The organism is Caulobacter sp. FWC2, assembly GCF_002742625.1.
Classification (GTDB): domain Bacteria; phylum Pseudomonadota; class Alphaproteobacteria; order Caulobacterales; family Caulobacteraceae; genus Caulobacter.
Window position 1 is genome coordinate 2,240,457 of record NZ_PEBF01000001.1, and the last position, 18,903, is coordinate 2,259,359.

20 protein-coding genes are annotated in these 18,903 nt (G+C 67.2%); 18 read left to right on the forward strand and 2 right to left on the reverse strand.

Annotated elements, in window-relative coordinates; genetic code table 11:
* Positions 1-8: 8 nt before the first annotated feature.
* The 3 genes from CSW62_RS27240 (at position 9) to CSW62_RS26900 (ending at position 1,180) form a co-directional block, all read left to right on the forward strand.
* Positions 9-140, forward strand: a complete 132-nt coding sequence (locus CSW62_RS27240) for a hypothetical protein (protein ID WP_255408346.1) — start codon at positions 9-11, stop codon at positions 138-140.
* Positions 141-569: 429 nt separating this feature from the next.
* Positions 570-929 carry a bifunctional 2-polyprenyl-6-hydroxyphenol methylase/3-demethylubiquinol 3-O-methyltransferase UbiG gene (locus tag CSW62_RS26895; protein WP_233206658.1) on the forward strand — a complete coding sequence of 120 codons (360 nt, stop codon included), beginning with the start codon at positions 570-572 and terminating at the stop codon, positions 927-929.
* The gene (locus CSW62_RS26900; RefSeq protein WP_233206809.1) at positions 842-1,180 is read left to right on the forward strand and encodes a class I SAM-dependent methyltransferase; all 339 of its coding nucleotides are present in this window, start codon (positions 842-844) and stop codon (positions 1,178-1,180) included. The genes CSW62_RS26895 and CSW62_RS26900 overlap by 88 nt, the downstream gene beginning before the upstream one ends.
* A 40-nt stretch (positions 1,181-1,220) precedes the next feature.
* Here the strand turns inward: CSW62_RS26900 and CSW62_RS10745 are convergent, their stop codons facing one another.
* A complete protein-coding gene (locus CSW62_RS10745; protein WP_099577633.1) occupies positions 1,221-1,871 on the reverse strand; it encodes a haloacid dehalogenase-like hydrolase in 651 nt (216 codons plus the stop codon).
* Positions 1,872-2,227: 356 nt separating this feature from the next.
* Between CSW62_RS10745 and rpsB the strand changes: the two genes are divergently transcribed.
* The 15 genes from rpsB (at position 2,228) to lpxB (ending at position 17,175) form a co-directional block, all read left to right on the forward strand.
* Positions 2,228-3,121, forward strand: a complete 894-nt coding sequence (gene rpsB / locus CSW62_RS10755; protein WP_099577635.1) for a 30S ribosomal protein S2 — start codon at positions 2,228-2,230, stop codon at positions 3,119-3,121.
* Between the two features lie 149 nt (positions 3,122-3,270).
* Entirely contained in the window at positions 3,271-4,209 is a 939-nt protein-coding gene (gene tsf, locus CSW62_RS10760) for a translation elongation factor Ts (protein WP_099577637.1), read from the forward strand.
* 186 nt (positions 4,210-4,395) lie between these two features.
* Positions 4,396-5,136 carry a UMP kinase gene (gene pyrH, locus CSW62_RS10765; RefSeq protein WP_099577639.1) on the forward strand — a complete coding sequence of 247 codons (741 nt, stop codon included), beginning with the start codon at positions 4,396-4,398 and terminating at the stop codon, positions 5,134-5,136.
* Positions 5,137-5,164: 28 nt separating this feature from the next.
* Positions 5,165-5,731: a ribosome recycling factor gene (frr, locus tag CSW62_RS10770; RefSeq protein WP_099577641.1), complete on the forward strand. Its 567-nt coding sequence runs from the start codon at positions 5,165-5,167 to the stop codon at positions 5,729-5,731.
* A gap of 50 nt (positions 5,732-5,781) precedes the next feature.
* On the forward strand, positions 5,782-6,561 hold the full coding sequence (gene uppS / locus CSW62_RS10775) for a polyprenyl diphosphate synthase (protein ID WP_099577643.1): 780 nt from the start codon (positions 5,782-5,784) through the stop codon (positions 6,559-6,561).
* Complete coding sequence (locus CSW62_RS10780; RefSeq protein WP_099577645.1) at positions 6,539-7,369, forward strand: phosphatidate cytidylyltransferase; 831 nt, start codon at positions 6,539-6,541, stop codon at positions 7,367-7,369. The genes uppS and CSW62_RS10780 overlap by 23 nt, the downstream gene beginning before the upstream one ends.
* Positions 7,357-8,556, forward strand: coding sequence for a 1-deoxy-D-xylulose-5-phosphate reductoisomerase (gene dxr / locus CSW62_RS10785; protein ID WP_099577646.1), 1,200 nt, complete (start codon positions 7,357-7,359; stop codon positions 8,554-8,556). The genes CSW62_RS10780 and dxr overlap by 13 nt, the downstream gene beginning before the upstream one ends.
* 21 nt (positions 8,557-8,577) lie before the next feature.
* Positions 8,578-9,774 carry an RIP metalloprotease gene (locus CSW62_RS10790; RefSeq protein ID WP_099577647.1) on the forward strand — a complete coding sequence of 399 codons (1,197 nt, stop codon included), beginning with the start codon at positions 8,578-8,580 and terminating at the stop codon, positions 9,772-9,774.
* A gap of 17 nt (positions 9,775-9,791) precedes the next feature.
* Positions 9,792-12,158, forward strand: coding sequence for an outer membrane protein assembly factor BamA (bamA, locus tag CSW62_RS10795; RefSeq protein ID WP_099582245.1), 2,367 nt, complete (start codon positions 9,792-9,794; stop codon positions 12,156-12,158).
* Between the two features lie 2 nt (positions 12,159-12,160).
* Positions 12,161-12,799 carry an OmpH family outer membrane protein gene (locus CSW62_RS10800; protein WP_099577648.1) on the forward strand — a complete coding sequence of 213 codons (639 nt, stop codon included), beginning with the start codon at positions 12,161-12,163 and terminating at the stop codon, positions 12,797-12,799.
* Positions 12,800-12,849: 50 nt separating this feature from the next.
* Complete coding sequence (gene lpxD / locus CSW62_RS10805) at positions 12,850-13,890, forward strand: UDP-3-O-(3-hydroxymyristoyl)glucosamine N-acyltransferase (RefSeq protein WP_099577649.1); 1,041 nt, start codon at positions 12,850-12,852, stop codon at positions 13,888-13,890.
* Positions 13,887-14,366 carry a 3-hydroxyacyl-ACP dehydratase FabZ gene (gene fabZ / locus CSW62_RS10810; protein WP_099577650.1) on the forward strand — a complete coding sequence of 160 codons (480 nt, stop codon included), beginning with the start codon at positions 13,887-13,889 and terminating at the stop codon, positions 14,364-14,366. The genes lpxD and fabZ overlap by 4 nt, the downstream gene beginning before the upstream one ends.
* Complete coding sequence (gene lpxA / locus CSW62_RS10815) at positions 14,363-15,154, forward strand: acyl-ACP--UDP-N-acetylglucosamine O-acyltransferase (RefSeq protein WP_099577651.1); 792 nt, start codon at positions 14,363-14,365, stop codon at positions 15,152-15,154. Before fabZ ends, lpxA begins: the two co-directional genes overlap by 4 nt.
* 9 nt (positions 15,155-15,163) lie before the next feature.
* Complete coding sequence (locus CSW62_RS10820; RefSeq protein ID WP_099577652.1) at positions 15,164-16,006, forward strand: LpxI family protein; 843 nt, start codon at positions 15,164-15,166, stop codon at positions 16,004-16,006.
* Entirely contained in the window at positions 16,006-17,175 is a 1,170-nt protein-coding gene (gene lpxB / locus CSW62_RS10825) for a lipid-A-disaccharide synthase (protein ID WP_099577653.1), read from the forward strand. Before CSW62_RS10820 ends, lpxB begins: the two co-directional genes overlap by 1 nt.
* Here the strand turns inward: lpxB and CSW62_RS10830 are convergent.
* Positions 17,134-18,876 (reverse strand): ATP-binding protein, encoded by a 1,743-nt coding sequence (locus CSW62_RS10830; RefSeq protein WP_233206659.1) that lies wholly within the window; start codon positions 18,874-18,876, stop codon positions 17,134-17,136. The genes lpxB and CSW62_RS10830 overlap by 42 nt on opposite strands.
* Between the last annotated feature and the right edge of the window lie 27 nt (positions 18,877-18,903).

Here is an 18,903-nt window from a genome sequence, read left to right on the forward strand (position 1 = left end):
GAAGGCCGATGGCCAGTCACGAAGGCGGTTGCCAGTGCGGGCGCGTGCGCTACGCCGTCGATGTCGAGCTGGACGGCCTGATTCTGAGATCAAGGCGGCGGCGCGTCAAAGCGAAAGGCTGGAGCATGTCGTCGATCTAGTAGGATCGGAAAATGCTCTGGCGCTGACCGGCGGTCGGGGGGCGACCTCTTAAACGTGCGCGAAACCGCCGTGGCCGGCGGAGTGGGCGCGGCTAGCGTTCGGATGGCTTGCTTCAATCGACGAACAGATATCCGACGCCGCTTGGGTCTCCTTTTTCGCGGGGAAAAAGGGCGCCGAATTCCGAGCTTGATCCGGCCCCCAGGGAGGGCGCTTGGACGTCCGGAGGCGGGGGGCTGGCTTACGGGGCTGTGAGCGGGGCAGGCGGCGCCTGCGTCTTCATTTGGAGAGCGCAGATCGGCGAGCGGGCGCTCGGGGCGATAGTTGGTTGCGTCGGATTGCCCTTTTTCCGGGTCTGAATGGCAGCGTCCACTCGCTCCCGCGCCAGGCGGCCATTGTTCCGTCGCCGCGCCCTCGCTTAGATGCAGCGCATGAAACCGCCAGCCGCCGCCTCGCCGGGGTCCGCCGCGTATGACGCGGCGACGCTGCGGTTCTATGCCGACACTGCCCGGATTTACACCGCGACCAGACCCGATGGCGTGAGCCGGCATTTGGACGGATTTCTGCAGCGTCTCGCGCCGGGCGCGCGCGTCCTGGAACTGGGGTGCGGCGACGGTCGAGACAGCGAGGCGATGCTGGCGCGGGGCTTCGACGTCGACGCCACCGATGGGGCCCCGGCGATCGCTCGCGAGGCGTTCGGGTTATGCGGTTCGACGAACTGGAGGCCGCACAGGCGTATGACGGGATCCTGGCCAATGCCAGTCTGCTGCACGCGCCCAGGTCCGCGCTGACGGATATCCTGTCGCGCCTCTTCCGAGCTTTGAGGCCGGGCGGCGTTCATCTCGCCAGTTTCAAGGTCGGTGACGCCGAAGGTCGCGATGGCCTGGGGCGTTACTTCAACTATCTGTCGGGCGACGCGGTGGAGGCCGCTTATCGCGGCGCGGCGGACTGGGAGATCCTGTCCATCAACGACTATGTGGGCGGCGACTATGAAGGCAGCCAGCGGCCTTGGGTCGTCATCACCGCGCGTAGGCCTGTCTAAGGGCTAACCGCACGTTCGACGCCAACCGGAACCAGACCGGTTACCAGGCGGCCGCGCGACCGTTCGCCAGGCCTGCTCTGAACAGCCGCCGTGCGGCCTTCTCGCCGCCCTTGACGATCACGGGCTTCTCCGCGCCGCGCAGAAGGGGCAGGTCGTCGAGGCTGTCGGTATAGGCATAGGCCCAGCGCGCGCCATGGCCGGCCTCGGCCAGGGCCTGGCATTTGCGCTGGTTACGGCAGTGGACGTCGGCGACCCAGCCGCCGCCGCGGTGCTTCAGGGAGGTGCCCAGCACCTCGATCGGATGGCCGAGCGGGCCGATCAGGGCCTGCGCCAGGATGGCCGGCGCGGCCGTGACCACCACGACGCGGTCGCCGGCCTTAAGATGCGCTTCCAGCGCCGCGAGCCCTCCAGCGCGCCAGGCGAGGGCGCTGTCGCCGGCCCGGAAGGTGTCGCCGAACCGCGCGCACGACTCGCGTAGGGCGCGTTCGCTCAAGCCCGCCGTCGCGATCCAAAGCAGGATGGACGCGCCAAGCCGGCGCGTACGCGGAATCATCACCAGCGGGGCGGCGAACGGGGCGACCGCCAGTACCGCCAGGGCGCGCAGGGGAGAGCGCTTGACCCGCCCCCAGAGCCACAAGCCCGTGGAGTCGCCGTCCAGCAAGGTTCCGTCCAGATCGAAGACCGCGAGCATGACGTCCTCCAGCTATGCCGTTTACAACGACGACGTCGGACCGATTGGGCCACATCACTATGTCGGTACGGCGACGGTTTTCCGGTCGTCCTGTGGAGGGACGGTGGATGCTGGCCCGTTTCGGGGACGGATCTTGCGGACGTCGCCGTCACGACGGATCAAGCGTGCGGACGCGCTGATCCTTACGGCCAGGGCTTGCTTTTTCTCCGCTGAGAGACTATCTGCGCGGCCATTCCACACGTGGACGTTCGGTTGCACCGGGGAGACATCCCGGCGTCGCCGTTCCGGTCCCGCTCCAGAATGGTCTGGAACGGGGGTGTCCGCGGAGGTTCAACCGGAAAAAGGATATAGGCCCGATGGCTCTTCCCGAATTCTCCATGCGTCAGCTCCTGGAAGCCGGCGCCCACTTTGGTCACCAGACGCACCGCTGGAACCCGAAGATGGACCGCTACATCTTCGGCTCGCGCTCGAACATCCACATCATCGACCTGTCGCAGTCGATCCCGCTGCTGCACCAGGCCCTGGTGAAGGTCCGTGAAGTCGCCGCCGCCGGTGGCCGCGTGCTGTTCGTCGGCACCAAGCGCCAGGCCAGCGACCCGGTCGCCACGGCCGCCAAGCGCTGCGCCCAGTATTACGTGAACCACCGCTGGCTCGGCGGCACCCTGACCAACTGGCGCACCGTTTCGGGCTCGATCGCTCGTCTGCGCGAGCTGGAAGGCGTCCTGGCCGGCGAAGGCCAAGGCCGTTCCAAGAAGGAACTGCTGCAGCTGACCCGCGAACGCGACAAGCTGGAACTGTCGCTGGGCGGCATCAAGGACATGGGCGGCATCCCCGACATCATGTTCGTGATCGACACCAACAAGGAAGCGATCGCGATCCTGGAAGCCCGCAAGCTGAACATCCCGGTCGTCGCCATCCTCGACACCAACTGCGATCCGGACGGCATCACCTACCCGATCCCGGGTAACGACGACGCCGCCCGCGCGCTGCAACTGTATTGCGACCTGATCGCCGACGCCGTCCTGGACGGCCTGGCCGCTGGCCAAGCCGGCTCGGGCGTCGACCTGGGCGCCGCCGTGAACCCGACCGAGCCGGCCCTGGCTCGCGCTCTGGCTCCGGAACCGGCCCCGGCCGCTGCTGTCGAAGCGACTCCCGCCGTCGAAGCCGCGCCGGAAGCTGCTGTTGAAGCCGCTCCGGAAGCGCCGGTTGAAGCCGTCGCCGAAGCTGCTCCGGAATCGGCCGAAGGCTGATTTCCCACGCGCCTCCCTCCTGGCTTGGCTGGGGTCGGGAGGCCGTCGCGACCCTGACATGCGACCGGGCTAAAAGCCCGGTCGCTACTCTTTGTGGATTAGGCGGGCGACAAGCCCGGTCGCTAACCGTTTGAATATGGAGATTTTCCATGGCTGAGATCACGGCTGCGCTGGTTAAAGAACTGCGCGAAAAGTCCGGCGTCGGCATGATGGACTGCAAGAAGGCGCTGTCGGAAAACAACGGCGACATCGAAGCGTCCATCGACTGGCTGCGCGCCAAGGGCCTGTCCAAGGCCGCCAAGAAGGCCGATCGCGCCGCCGCTGAAGGCCTGGTGGCCATCGCCACGGCCGATCAAGGCGCGGGTGAAACCGCCACGGCCGTCGAAGTGAACGCCGAAACCGACTTCGTGTCGCGCAACGACCTGTTCCAGGGCGCCGCCCGTCAGATCGCCGGCGCCGCTCTGGGCACCGACGGCTCGGTCGACGCCATCACCGGCGCCAAGCTGGCCGGCGGCGAGAGCGTGCAGGACCACCTGACCAACCTGATCGCCACGATCGGCGAGAACATGATGGTTCGTCGCGCTGCCAAGCACACCGTCGAGAACGGCGTCGTCGCCTCGTACATCCACAACGCCACCGCGCCGGACCTCGGCCGCATTGGCGTGCTGGTGGCCCTCGAGTCGACCGGCGACAAGGCCGCCCTGCGCGACCTGGGCCGCAAGATCGCCATGCACGTCGCCGCGACCGCCCCGCTGTCGCTGTCGCCGGACGATCTGGACCCGGCCGCCATCGAGCGCGAAAAGGCCGTGTTCACCGAGCAGGCTCTGGAGTCGGGCAAGCCGCCGGCGGTTGTCGAAAAGATGATCGAAGGCCGTATCCGCAAGTTCCTGGAAGAAGTCGTGCTGCTGAAGCAGGCCTTCGTCATGAACCCGGATCAGACCGTCGAGCAGCTGGTCGCCGAGACCGGCAAGACCCTGGGCGCGCCGATCGCCGTCAAGGGCTTCACCCGTCTCGCCCTGGGCGAAGGCGTGGAAAAGAAGCAGGACGACTTCGCCGCCGAAGTCGCTTCGATGACCGGCCAGGCCTAAGGCCTGATCGCCGGGACCCTCGGGACCCGGCACACAATCAGGGCGCGGCGCGTCTAGACGCGCGCCGCGCCCTTTTTGCGCCTGCCGTTCGACACCCCGTCAGAGGGTGAGGACGGTTGGCAAAACCCTCCCCACTTCTGTAGAACGCACGTATGTGCGTGCCGACGACTCAGGAATAGCGGTCCAATGTCCGATACCAGCGCGCCCCAGAAATATCGCCGCATCCTGCTGAAGGTGTCCGGCGAGGTCCTGATGGGCGACACGCCCTACGGTATCGACACCAACACCGTCCAATCCGTCGCCGACGACGTGGCCGAGATCGTCAAGTCCGGCGTCGAGCTGTGCCTGGTGATCGGCGGCGGCAACATCTTCCGCGGCATGGCCGGCGCGGCCAAGGGCATGGAGCGGTCTAGCGCCGACTATATGGGCATGCTGGCGACCGTGATGAACGCCCTGGCCATGCAGGACGCGCTTGAGCGTATCGGCGTCGAGACTCGCGTGCAGTCGGCGATCCCGATGGCCACGGTCTGCGAACCCTACATCCGCCGCCGCGCCCAGCGTCACCTTGAGAAGGGGCGCGTCGTGATCTTCGCCGCGGGCACCGGCAACCCGTTCTTCACCACCGACACCGCCGCGGCCCTGCGCGCCGCCGAGATGCAGTGCGACGCCCTGTTCAAGGGCACCAGCGTCGACGGCGTCTACACGGCCGATCCCAAGAAGGATCCGAAGGCCGAGCGCTACGATCGCCTGACGTACATGGACGTGCTGGCCAAGGATCTGCGGGTCATGGACGCCTCGGCCGTGGCGCTGATGCGCGACAGCAACATTCCGATCGTGGTCTTCTCGATCAAGGGGCGCGGCAACCTGCTGACCGTCCTGCGAGGCGAGGGCACCCACACCGTGGTCGCCGCCGACCGCGCCGCCTGAAGATAGAGAACAGCGAGGAGAGCCCGCCATGGCCGCCGCCGAGAAACCCGTCCTGTCCGGTTATAAGGACCGCATGGAAAAGTCCGTCCTCTCCCTGAAAGAGGATTTCGCCGGTCTGCGCACCGGTCGCGCGTCTTCCAGCCTGCTCGACCAGATCATGGTCAACGCCTATGGCTCGATGGTGCAGCTGAACACCGTCGCCTCGGTCAGCGTGCCCGAGCCGCGCCAGATCAATGTCAACGTCTGGGACAAGGGCGTCGTCTCGGCTGTCGAGAAGGCGATCCGCAATTCGGACCTGGGTCTGAACCCGGTTCTGGAAGGCAACAATCTGCGCATTCCGATCCCGCCGCTGACGGAAGAGCGCCGCAAAGACCTCTCGAAGATCGCCGGAAAGTACGCCGAGGCCCAGAAGGTCGCCGTGCGCAACATCCGCCGTGACGCCAACGACGACCTCAAGAAGGCCGAGAAGGCTAGCGTCATCAGCGAGGACGATCTGAAGAAGATGGAAACCGAGGTCCAGAAGATCACGGACGAGGCCATCAAGCGGATCGACGAGGCCTTGAAAATCAAAGAACAAGAGATCATGCAGGTCTAATCGCCCCTCTTACGAGTTGATGGGGGAGCGACGAGGGAAGGTTTAAGCGAATGCCGGCGACCACCGGTCCGCAGAACGTGTCGGGGCGCGCCGGGGGCGAGGCGACCGACCAACGTCTGCACGTGGCCATTATCATGGATGGCAACGGCCGCTGGGCGAAACAGCGGGGGATGCCGCGCGTCCTCGGCCATCGCGCCGGGGTCAATGCGCTGAAGCGGACCGTCGAGGGCGCTCAGGACCAGAACGTCGGTGTTCTGACGGTGTTCGGCTTCTCGACCGAGAACTGGCGCCGGCCGGCGCACGAGGTCTCCGAGTTGATGAACCTGCTCAAGGCCTATGTCGAATCGGACCTCGAGCGGCTGGCCAAGGCGGGCGTGCGCGTCCGTATCATCGGTCGCCGCTCGGGTCTGTCGGCCGACATCGCCGAGGTGATCGAGCGGGCCGAGAGGCGCACCGAGGGCAATACCCAGTTCACGCTGCAGGTGGCCTTCAACTACGGCGGCCGGGCCGACATCACCGACGCGGCCCGCGCCTTCGCCGAGAAGGTCGAGCGCGGCGAGGTCAAGGCCTCGGACCTGACCGAAGAGACCTTCGAGCGCTTCCTGTCGACCGCCTCGGCGCCGGCGCCGGACCTGATCGTGCGCACCAGTGGCGAGCGCCGCATCTCGAACTTCCTGCTCTGGGAATGCGCCTACGCCGAGCTCGTCTTCCAGGACGTGCTGTGGCCCGACTACGGGCCTGAGGCCCTGGCGGCGGCCATCGCCGAATATCGCCGTCGTGATCGACGCTACGGAGGGGTCGCTGCCGATGACGTCGCCGTCGCCGGCTAAGCGCTTCAACTGGAGTAACCTGAAGACGCGCGTGGTTTCGGCCACCGTGCTCGTGCCTATGGTCGTGGCCGCCGTCTGGCTGGGGAACTTCTGGTTCCTGGCCCTGGCCCTGGTCTGTACGGCGCTGCTGGCGCGCGAGTGGGGCAAGATCAGCGCACCCAAGTCACCCAACGCCGTTGGCGCCGTGGTCGGCCTGTTCTGCGCGGTCGCCGTCATCGCCGCCTACCTGCATCAATTCCTCATCGCCTGGTCGGTCGTGCTGGCGGGCGCCTTCCTGGCCGGCTTGATCGCGCGCGGCGCGGTGGAGCGTCGGGCCGACGCGGCTTATGGCGTCGTCTATATAGCACCGGCGGTCATCGCCCTGGTCTGGATCCGTTCGTTGCCCTCGGATGGTCTCTGGTGGACGCTGCTGCTGTTCGTGGTCACCTGGTTCGCCGACATCTTCGCCTATGTGACCGGCAGCATCTTCAAGGGGCCGAAGCTGTGGCCCCAGATCTCGCCCAACAAGACCTGGGCGGGTTTCGTCGGCGGCCTGGTGGCGGCGACGATCGGCGCGGTTCTGGTGGCGCATTTCGCCCATCTGAAGCTGGTCTGGCCCGCGGCGGCCCTGATCGGCTTCCTGGGCGGCCTGGCGACCATGGCCGGCGACCTTTGGGAGTCGATCCTCAAGCGCCGCTTCGGGGTCAAGGACAGCGGCGACATCATCCCGGGCCATGGCGGCCTGCTGGATCGCGTCGACGGCCTGATGTTCGCGGCGATCGTCATCGCCGCCGTCCGGCTGGTCGACCACTTGGGATGGGCGCATTGACCTTACCCCGCAAGGTGGTGGTGCTGGGCTCGACCGGATCGATCGGCCTTTCGACCTTGAGCCTGTTCGAAGAGTCCGGCGTCGAGATCGAGATTCTGGCCCTGACGGCCGGCCGCAATGTGGAGCGGCTGATCGAGCAGGCCCGCCGCTGGACGCCGCAGGTCGCGGTCATTGAGGACGAAACCAAGTTTCAGGCGCTGAAGGAAGGCTTGGCCGGAACCAGCGTGCGGCCCGCCGCGGGCGCGGCCGCCGTGGCCGAGGCCGCCGCCATGGGCGCGGACTGGGTGATGTCGGCCATCGTCGGCGCGGCCGGCCTGGCGCCGACGGTGGCGGCGGCTCGCACGGGCGCGATCATAGCCCTGGCCAACAAGGAGAGCCTCGTTTGCGCTGGTCCAGCCTTGCTGGCCATCGCCCAGTCGGCCGGCGGCTCGGTGATCCCGGTCGATTCCGAGCATTCGGCCATCTTCCAGGTGCTGCAGCCGGCGTGCGCCCATCGTGTGGCGCGATTGATCCTCACCGCGTCCGGCGGGCCTTTCCGCACCTGGGACAAGGTCGCCATGGCGGCGGCGACGCCGGAGCAGGCCATCGCCCACCCGAACTGGAGCATGGGCGCCAAGATTTCGGTCGATTCCGCGACGATGATGAACAAGGGGCTCGAGATGATCGAAGCCTCCTACCTGTTCGGAACGTCCGAGGACCGCATTGACGTCGTGATCCATCCCCAGTCCGTCATCCATAGCCTGGTGGAATACGCCGACGGCTCGACCCTGGCCCAGCTGGGGCCGCCGGACATGCGCGCCCCGATCGCCTGCGCCTTCGCCTGGCCGGACCGCCTGCCGTGGCCTGCGCCCCGCCTCGATCTGGCCGCCTACGGACAGCTGACGTTCGAATCACCCGACCTGGATCGCTTCCCATCGATCGGAATCGCCCGCGAGGCGCTGCGCCTGGGCGGAGGCGCGCCAACGGCCATGAATGCGGCCAATGAGGTCGCCGTCGCTGCTTTCCTTGACCGGCGGATTGGCTTTCTTGATATTGCCGCCTCGGTGGCGGGAACCCTTGAGCGTATGAACAGTCTGGGCAACCTCGCCGTGGCGGAAAGTGACGCTGTCGATAATGCGATGATGATCGACGCCAGCGCTCGCCGCATTGCGGCCGAGGTTGTCGCGCAAAAGCATCGCCGGCTCTGATCCGGGGGACCGGCCAACCTTATGACTGACGTCTTGATCTTCATCCTGTCCACGGCCTTCGTGCTGTCCGTCGTGGTGACCATCCACGAGCTGGGGCACTACTGGGCCGCGCGGGCTTGCGGGGTCGCCATCGACTGCTTCTCGATCGGCTTTGGCCCGCCGTTGCTGTCCTGGCGGGATAAGCACGGCGTCGAGTGGCGCGTGGCCTCGATCCCCCTGGGCGGCTATGTCCGCTTCTCCGGCGACGAAAACGCCGCCAGCGTGCCCGACCAGGACAACCTCGCCGCCATGCGCGACTCGATCGTGCGGCGCGAGGGCGAGGAGGGGGTCTCCAAATACTTCCATTTCAAGCCGGTTTGGCAGCGGGCGATCATCGCCGTGGCCGGTCCGGCGTCGAACTTCGTCCTGGCCATCCTGATCATGGCCGTTTTCCTGGTGCTGATCGGCACGCCGCAGCGCGCCGCCAGCGTCAACGGCGTTGTGCCGGGCGGCGCGGCCGCCGTGGCCGGCTTCAAGAAGGGTGACGTCATCGTCGCCGCTGACGGCCGCAAGATCGGCACGTTCCAGGATCTGCAAGGCTATGTCTCGCTGCGCGCCAATCTGCCGATCGACTTCACGGTCAAGCGGGGCGCCCAGCAGGTTCACCTCACCGCCACGCCTCGCCTGGTCGAAATCAACGACAAGATCAGCGGCCGCATGAAGACTGGGCAGCTGGGCATCGAGAACGCCGGGATCACCCAGTTCAAGCGCTCCAGCGTCCTGGCCGCTATTCCCGACGCCACGGTCGAGGTCTGGGGCATGATCAAGACGATCGGCTTCTATCTGGGTCGTCTCGTCACGGGTCAGATGCCCGCCGACCAGATCAGCGGCCTGATCGGCATCGGCCACACCGCCGGCGCGGTGACCAAGGCCAGCGCCGCCGGCGCGCCCGACGTGGCCACCATGGCGCTGCGGGTCTTCATCTCGTCCATGCTGCTGATCGCCAGCCTGTCGGTCAGCATCGGCTTCATGAATCTGCTGCCGATCCCGGTCCTCGATGGCGGACATCTCTTGATGTACGCCTATGAGGCCGTGGCCAAGCGGCCTCTACGGGCGGATTTCCAGGCGGCGGGCTTCCGTGCGGGGCTTGCCTTGATCCTGGGTTTCATGCTGTTCGCGGCGTGGAACGACCTCAACCGCTACGACGTGTTCAAATTCATCGGCGGCCTGTTCACGTGAACGCCCGCTCTTCGTCCATGATTGGTCCCATGCACAAACTTCGCGCCCAAAGCGCCGCGTTCGCCACGGGTATGGCGCTGCTCCTCGGCTCGACGGCCCTGGTGGCTCCGCATCAGGCTTTCGCCCAGGCCGCTGCTCAGACCGGCGTGGTCCAGCGCATTGTCGTTCAGGGCAATGAACGCATCGAGCAGGGCACGGTTCTGTCCTATCTGCCGATCCAGCCCGGCGACACCGTCGACTCCCAGCGCCTTGACCTTGCGCTCAAGACCCTGGCCCGCACGGATCTCTTCGCCGACGTGAAGATCGAGATGCAGGGCGGCGATCTGGTGGTGAAGGTCGTCGAGAACCCGATCATCAACCAGGTGGTCTTCGAGGGGAACTCGTCCCTGAAGGAAGACAAGCTGAAGGACGAAGTGCAGATCCGCCCGCGCGGCATCTTCACCCGCGCCAAGGTGCAGGCCGATGTTCAGCGGATCATCGAACTGTATCGCCGCTCGGGCCGTATCTCGGCGACCGTGACGCCCAAGGTGGTGGAACTGCCGCAGAAGCGCGTCGACCTGGTCTTCGAAATCAGCGAAGGCCCCAAGAGCGGCGTGCTGGGCATCAATTTCCTGGGCAACAGCGAGTACTCGGACAACGACCTGCGTGACGTGGTCGTGACCAAGGAAAGCCGCTGGTACAAGATCCTGACCAGCAACGACAACTACGACCCCGACCGGATCGAGTACGACCGCGAACAACTGCGCAAGCACTACCGCAACCGGGGCTTCTTCGACTTCCGCGTGGTCTCGTCGGTGGCCGAACTGGCGCCGGACAAGAACGGCTTCGCCGTCACCTACACCCTCGACGAAGGCCCGAAGTACAAGTTCGGCAAGGTCACCGTCGAAACCGAACTGAAGAAGCTGGACGGCAATCTGCTGGCCCAGATCCTGCCGATCCGCGCCGGCCAGCTGTACGAGGACGAGCGCATCGAGCAGGCCACGGACGCCCTGACCTTCGCGGCGGGCGCGGCCGGCTTCGCCTTCGTGGACGTGCGCCCGCGCTACGTGCCCAATCGCGAGACCAAGACCGTCGACGTGGTGTTCTCGGTCCGTGAAGGCCCGCGCGTCTATGTCGATCGCATCGACATCGTCGGCAACACTCGCACCCTGGACTACGTCCTGCGCCGCGAACTGGAAGTGGCCGAGGGCGACGCCTATAACCGCGTGCTGGTCGACCGCTCGAAGAACAACATCCGCCGCCTCGGCTTCTTCAAGGAAGTCGACATCGAGGACACCCCCGGCTCGGCTCCCGACCGCACCAGCCTGAAGGTGAAGGTCGAAGAGCAGCCGACGGGCGAACTGTCGTTCAGCGCCGGCTACAGCTCGGTCGACAAGCTGGTGCTCGACGTCGGCATCACCGAGCGTAACTTCCGTGGCCGCGGTCAGAACCTGCGGGCCCGCGCCTCGGTCGGTTCGCTGCGCCAGCAGATCGACTTCGGCTTCAGCGAGCCGCGCTTCCTGGGCCGTAACCTGGTGGCGGGTCTCAACCTGTACACCTTCCGCTACGACCTGTCGGACTACGCGGCCTACGACACCAAGTCGGTTGGCGGCGACGTTCGCCTGGGCTTCCCGCTGACCAACGACTCGTCGATGAGCCTGCGCTACACGCTCCGCCAGGACGACGTCAGCGTGGCCGACAGCCTCTGCACCAGCGGCTCGGTCTCGCAGATCCTCTGCCTGCAGCGCGGCGCCTACATCACCTCGCTGATCGGCTATGGCCTGCGCATCGACAAGCGCAACGACCCGATCAACCCGACCCGCGGCTGGTTCGCCGACCTGAACCAGGACCTGGCCGGCATCGGCGGCGACGTGAAGTACCTTAAGACCGAAGCCGACGCTGGCTGGTACTGGGGCTTCACCAAGGACCTGGTGTTCAGCGCCACGGGCTCGTTCGGCTATATCGAGGGCTGGGGCGGCGACAACGTCCGCATCAACGACCGCTTCTATCGCGGCGGCACCTCGTTCCGCGGCTTCGAGATCGCCGGTATCGGTCCGCGCGACATTTCGAGCACCAACAACTCGATGGGCGCCAAGCTTTACGCCATCAGCACCTTCGAGCTGACCATCCCGACCTTCCTGCCCGAGCAGTACGGCATCAAGGCCGCCCTGTTCAGCGACGTGGGTACGGCGGGTCTGCTGGATGATGTGGATCGTCAGAAGTCGCCTGGCGTCTTCGATCCAAACATCAAGGATAACCTGGGCCTGCGTGCGACGGCGGGTATCTCGATCGACTGGAAGTCCCCAATGGGCCCCATCCGATTCGATATCAGCCGCATTCTGGCCAAGGAAGACTACGATCGAACCGAAACCTTCCGGTTCTCCACCTCCACAAGGTTCCAATAAACATGTCCAAGTTCCTGTCCGCGGCCGCGTCCAGCGTCGTCGCTCTCGCCCTCGCGACCAGCGCCTCGGCTCAGACGGCTCCGGCCGCCGCTCCCGCGGCTCCGGCCGTCACGCACGGCCCGGCCCTGACCGGCGTCTGCATCTTCTCGAGCCAGGGCGCCGTCGGCAATTCGCTGGTGGGCAAGGCGGTCGACGCCCGCCTGAAGACGATCATCCAGCAGGTCAACGCCGAGCTGACCGCCGAGCGCACCGGCCTCGACAACGAAGCCAAGGCCCTCGACGCCAAGAAGGCCAGCCTGGCCCAGGACGCCCTGGAACAGCAGGCCTCGGCTCTGCAGGTCAAGGCCAACGCCTGGCAGCGCAAGGGTCAGCTGCGCCAGAAGGAAGTGGAAGCCACCGAGCAGAAGGCGCTGGCCCGCGTCTATCAAGAACTCGATACGCCGATCCGTCAGGTCTATCAGGCTCAGAAGTGCAGCATCCTGTTCGATCGTGAATCGGTGATGCTGGCCAACCCGTCGATGGACATCACGGGCGCCGTGGTCGCGGCGCTCGACGCTCGCATCAAGACCCTGACCTTCGATCGCGAACGTCTGGACCAAGGCGCTCCGGGCGCTGCGGCCCTGCAACCGACCAATAAGTAAGCGAATCGTCTCCTTTAGGATTACCTAGGGGAACTTATTTGTGAGGAGCCATGCCGGACCCCCGTTTCTTCGACAACCTGGGTCCGGCATCGCTTTCCGAGTTGGCCCGGGTCGGCGCCGCCGAACTGGCCGACGCCGCCTTGGGCGCCAGCGAACTCGGTAGTCGGGCCATCGCCCATGCCGCGCCGCTGGATAGCGCCGACATCGGGGCGATCACCTTCTTCTCCGACGCCAAGCGCAAGGACGCCGCCGAGGGCACCTTGGCGGGCGCCTGTTTTGTGCGTCCGGAGCATCGCGACTTTCTACCGGCGACCTGCGCCGCGCTGATCACCAAACACCCCCAGGCCGCGTGGGCCTCGGTGGCCAACCGCCTTCATGCGCCGCGTCGCCATGATCCGTCGGCCTCCGCGATCCATCCGGAAGCGGCGCTGGAAGAGGGCGTCCTGCTGTCGCCCCAAGTGACGATCGGGCAGGGGGCGAGGATCGGGCGCGGCACGCGGATCGGTCCTGGCGCCGTGATCGGTCCGGGCGTGCTGATCGGCCGGGATTGCGTGATCGGCCCCAACGCCGTGATCGGCTTCGCCTTGCTGGGCGACCGGGTTTCTGTCTCGGCCGGCGCTGTGCTGGGCGAGGCGGGCTTCGGCGCCGCCATCGGACCACGCGGCATGGTCGACATGCCCCAGCTGGGCCGGGTGGTGATCCAGGACAATGTCACGATCGGCGCCAACAGCTGCGTCGATCGCGGCGCCTTCGCCGACACGACGATTGGCGAGAACACCAAGATCGACAACCTCGTGCATGTCGCGCACAACGTCCGTGTGGGACGCAATTGTGTCCTGGCGGCCTATACCGGGCTGTCGGGCAGTACGATCGTCGGCGACGGTGTCGCCTTCGGCGGCAAGGCCGGCGTCGCCGACCATTTGAACATCGGCTCGGGCGCGAGCATCGGGGCGGCCGCTTCGGTGTTCAAGGACGTGCCGGAAGGCGAAACTTGGACGGGATTTCCGGCGCGGCCGCTCAAGCGGTGGCTTCGGGAGACCGCATGGCTGTCGCGCATGGCGGGCGGTCGAGGCACGAGGGGCAGACCATGAGCGAGAACACCGAGCAAACGGTGCGAACCGACATCGACATCGCGGAAATCCTGGCGCGCATCCCGCACCGCTATCCGTTCCTGCTGGTCGACCGCGCCGAGGACTACAAGCCCGGCCAGTCGATCGTCGGCATCAAGTGCGTGACGATCAACGAGCCGTTCTTCCAGGGCCACTTCCCGGGCAACCCGGTAATGCCCGGCGTGCTGATCATCGAGGCCCTGGCCCAGACGGGCGCGGTGCTGATGAGCAAGACGCTGGAGGTCGACACCGAGGGCAAGACCATCTTCTTCATGTCGATCGACGGCGTGCGCTTCCGCAATCCCGTGCGTCCCGGCGACGTGATCCGGATGGAGGTCGAGGTGGTGCGCGCGCGCTCGTCGATCTTCAAGTTCAAGGGCGTGGCCAAGGTCGGCGACAGGGTGGCGGCCGAGGCCGAGTTCGCCGCCATGGTGGTCGAGACGGGACCCAAGGCATGATCATCCATCCCACCGCGATCATCGCGCCCGAGGCCAAGATCGCCGCGGACGTCGAGATCGGGCCCTATAGCATCGTCGGCCCCGACGTGACGCTGGAAGCGGGCGTTCGCCTGCTGTCGCATGTGGTGGTGGAAGGCGCGACGACGATCGGCGAGAATTGCATCGTCCATCCCTTCGCCAATCTGGGCGGCCCGCCGCAGCACCTGGGCCACAAGGGCGAGAAGACCGAATTGCTGATCGGCCCGCGCAATATCATCCGCGAGCACGTGACGATGCACACCGGCACGGCCTCGGGTAAGGGCGTGACCACGATCGGTTCGGACGGCCTCTACATGGTCGGTTCGCACGTGGCGCACGACTGCACGGTCGGCGACTTCGTGGTTCTGGCCAAGGGCGCGACCCTGGGCGGTCACGTGGCGATCGGCGACTACGTGTTCATGGGCGGCCTGGCCGCCGCGCACCAGTTCTCGCGCATCGGCCGCTACAGCTTCATCGGCGGCCTGGCCGCCGTGACCAAGGACGTCATTCCGTACGGCTCGGTCTGGGGCAACCACGCCCATCTCGAGGGCCTGAACCTGGTCGGCCTCAAGCGCCGGGGCTTCTCGCGCGAGACGATCAACGCCCTGCGCGCCGCCTATCGCCTGATGTTCGCCGACGAAGGCACCTTCCAGGAGCGGCTTGACGACGTGGCCGAGACCCACGCGGCGATCACCGAGGTGATGGAGATCGTCGACTTCATCCGCGCCGACGCCAATCGCCCGCTCTGCCTGCCCGAGCGCGAGGTCTAGGATCGGGTGATGCGCAAGCTCGGTCTGATCGCCGGCGGCGGGGCGCTTCCCGTCGAACTGGCGGCCCATTGCGAGGCCGCCGGACGCGCCTTCGCGGTCATGCGCCTGCGCGGCTTCGCCGATCCGGCCCTGGCCCGCTATCCCGGCGCCGAGGTCGGCATCGGTGAGTTCGGCAAGGCGTTCAAGGCGCTACGGGCCGAGGGTTGCGAGGTCGTCTGCTTCGCGGGCGACGTAAAGCGTCCGGACTTCGCCGCCCTGATGCCCGACGCTCGCGGTTTGCTGATCGTGCCCAGCCTGATCAAGGCGGCGCGCCAGGGCGACGACGCCTTGCTGCGTCGGGTGCTGGACGAGTTCGAGAAGGAAGGCTTCGAGATCGAAGGCGCACACGAGGTGGTCGGCGAGATGACTTTGCCGCGCGGCCGCCTGGGCAAGTTCTATCCGCGCGACGATCACATGGCCGATATCGACAAGGCCCTGCTGGTGGCGCGCGAGATCGGCCGGCTGGACGTCGGCCAGGGGGCCGTGGTCTGCAACGGCCTCGTCCTGGCCGTCGAGGCCCAGGAGGGCACCGACGCCATGCTGCGCCGGGTCGCCGAGCTGCCCCAGGCGATCCGGGGTTCGGCCGAACGTCCGCGCGGCGTGCTCGCCAAGGCCCCCAAGCCGATCCAGGAGACCAAGGTCGATCTGCCGACCATTGGCGTCGCCACCATCCAGCGCGCCGCCCGCGCGGGACTGGCCGGCGTGGTCGGCGAGGCCGGCCGCCTGCTGGTGGTCGACCGCGAGGCCGTGACGGCCTGCGCCGACGACCTTGGCCTCTTCGTGCTGGGGGTCGATCCGCAGGGGCGGACCTGATGCTGAAGGTCATGCTGGTCGCCGCCGAGGCCTCGGGCGACGCCCTGGGCGCCAGCTTGGCCAAGGCGCTGCGGGCGAGGCTGGGCGACAAGGTCACGTTCGTCGGCGTCGGCGGGGCCAAGATGGCCGAGCAGGGGGTCGTTAGCCCCTTCGATATAGCCCAGCTGTCGATCCTGGGCATCGTGGAGGGGCTGAAGGCCTATCCGACAGTCGTCGCACGCCTGAAGGATACCGTGGCCCTGGCGGCCCGCGAAAAGCCCGACGTGGCGATCCTGATCGACAGCTGGGGCTTCAACATTCGCCTGGCCCACGCTCTGCGAAAGCTGGATCCCAAGCTGCCGCTGGTGAAGTACGTCGCGCCGCAGGTGTGGGCCTATCGCCCCGGCCGCGCCCGGGGCTTGGCCAAGTCCGTCGACCTGCTCCTGTCGATCCAGCCGATGGACAAGCCCTATTTCGACGCCGTGGACCTGCCCAGCGTGTTCGTCGGCAACTCGGCCCTGGCCAAGCGCTTCGACCATGCCGACGGGGCTCGGCTACGCGCGGCGATCGGCGCCTCGGCCTCCGATCAGATCCTCCTCGTGCTGCCCGGCAGCCGCCCGTCCGAGATCGAGCGCGTCCTGCCCGCCTTCGAGGACGCCGTGCGCCGCCTGAAGGCCGAGCGGCCGGAGTTGGTGATTGTCGTGCCCGCCGCTTACACCGTGGCCGAGGCGGTCAAGGCCCGTGTCGCCGGCTGGCCGTTCCGGGCTCACGTGATCGAAGACGAGCCACTCAAGGATGACGCCTTCGTCGCCGCCGATGTCGCCCTGGCGTGCAGCGGCACGGTGACCACCGAGCTGGCCCTGGCGGGGCGGCCGATGGTTGTGGGTTACAAGACCGCGCCCCTGACCTACGCCATCCTCAAGCGCCTGATGAAGCCGCGCTGGGTCACGCTGTTCAACATCGCCGCCGACCGGGAGGTCGCGCCGGAGCTGCTGCAGGGCGCTTGCGAGGGGCAGGGACTGGCGCGCGAAGTGGCGCGGTTGCTAGACGATCCGGCGTTGCGAGCGCGCCAGGCGGCCGAGCAGAGTGCGGCGTTGGACAAGATGGGCCGTGGGATGCCCGATCCGTCGGAAGCCGCAGCCGATGCCCTAATCGATTTCCTGAAGGCCCGGAGCGTGGCTTCCGCCTGAGACCGCCCGGTCGAGCGCGCCCAACAGTTGGGCGACATCGATCGGCTTGCCGACATGGTCGTCCATCCCCGCCTCGATCAGCAGATCGATCTGGTGGCGCATCGCATTGGCTGTCAGAGCGATCACCGGCGTGCGCGGCCGCCCTTCCTCGGCCTCCAGGCGGCGGATCTCCTTCAGCGCCGTCAGGCCGTCCATGACCGGCATGTGGATATCCATGAGCACAGCGTCCCAGCTTCCCGCGCGCCAGGCGGCCAGGGCCTTGGCGCCATCGTCGACAATGACGGGCTCGACGCCGGCCTGGCGCAGCACCGAGCGTAGAACCAGCTGGTTGGTCGGATTGTCCTCGGCGGCCAGGATCCGCAAGTCCGGCGCCGCGTCGGGCGTGGTCTCGGCCTTGGCCTCCTCGGGCGCGGCGACCTTGGTCAGCGGCAGAACAACGGTGAAGGCGCTGCCTTCGCCCGGGCGGCTGAACAGGGTGACATCGCCGCCCATGCGGCGCGCCAGCTCTCGACTGATGGCCAGGCCCAGGCCCGCGCCGCCGTGGCGGCGGGTTTCGATGTCGTCCAGCAGCACGAAGCGGCCGAACAGACGCTCCTGCTCGTCGACCGCGACGCCGGGACCGGTGTCGGCGATGGTCAGTTCCAGCCGTCCGGCCGCGTAGTCGGCCACGATCGAGACGCCGCCCCGGTCGGTGAACTTCACGGCGTTTGACAACAGGTTGTGCAGGATCTGCCGCAGCCGTCCGGCGTCGCCCAGATAGGCGCCCTCGGCGGTCGTGGCGATCGACAGGTCGTGGCTCAGACCCTTGCCTTCCGCCAGGGCGGCGAAGGTCTGGCCGCAGCCGATCAGCAGCTCGCGCAAGTCGAACGGTTCGGGACGTAGCTCCAGCTGACCGGACTCGATGCGCGCCAGGTCCAGCACGTCGTTGAGGATCTCCGTCAGCGCCTTGCCGGACTGGCGAACCACGCCCAGGCGTTCGCGCTGGGCGGGGGACAGTTCGTCGGCCTGCATAACCTGAACCATGCCCAGTATGCCGTTAAGCGGCGTGCGGATCTCGTGGCTCATGGTCGCCAGGAACGCGGTCTTGGCCCGGTTGGCGCTGGCCGCCTCGGCCTCGCGCGCCTGGGCCAGGGCGGTGGCCTCCGCCATCTGGCGCACCGCGGCCTCGCGATCCAGGGCATAGCGCAGCACATAGGCGAAGAAGCACAGCACAGCCACCAGCGACAGCGCCAGCTGGGCGGGACCTGTCGACGGGAAGGTCATGACCGTCAGGAGCAAAACCTGCAGCACCACGGCGGCCAGGGCGGCCAGGCCGATCCGGCGCGAGATCACGAACTCGGCCGTACAGCTCAGCGCGATGGCCGCCATCATAGCGCCGCCGGCCAGCACCGACGCGCGCTCGCCCAGCAGCACCAGGGCCGACGGCAGGCTGGCATAGATGAAGGTATAGACCAGGGTGAAGGCCGCCAGCACGGTCTCCAGGACCGGCGCGGCCTGGCCATGCTTGGCGATGAAGCGGCAAAGCAGCTGGCTGGCGGCGATCAGCGCCAGGGCGGCGGCCAGCCAGGCGGCGCAGATCCGTGGATCAAGCCAGGCGCAGCTCCCGGCGGCCGCCAGCAGGGTCATCGGCACGATGGACAGCAGATCGCGGCGGCGATGCTCGACGATGCTCAGCCACCGCGTATCCAGAACGCACCTCACACGCCGAAACTAGACTCGCCCTGAAGT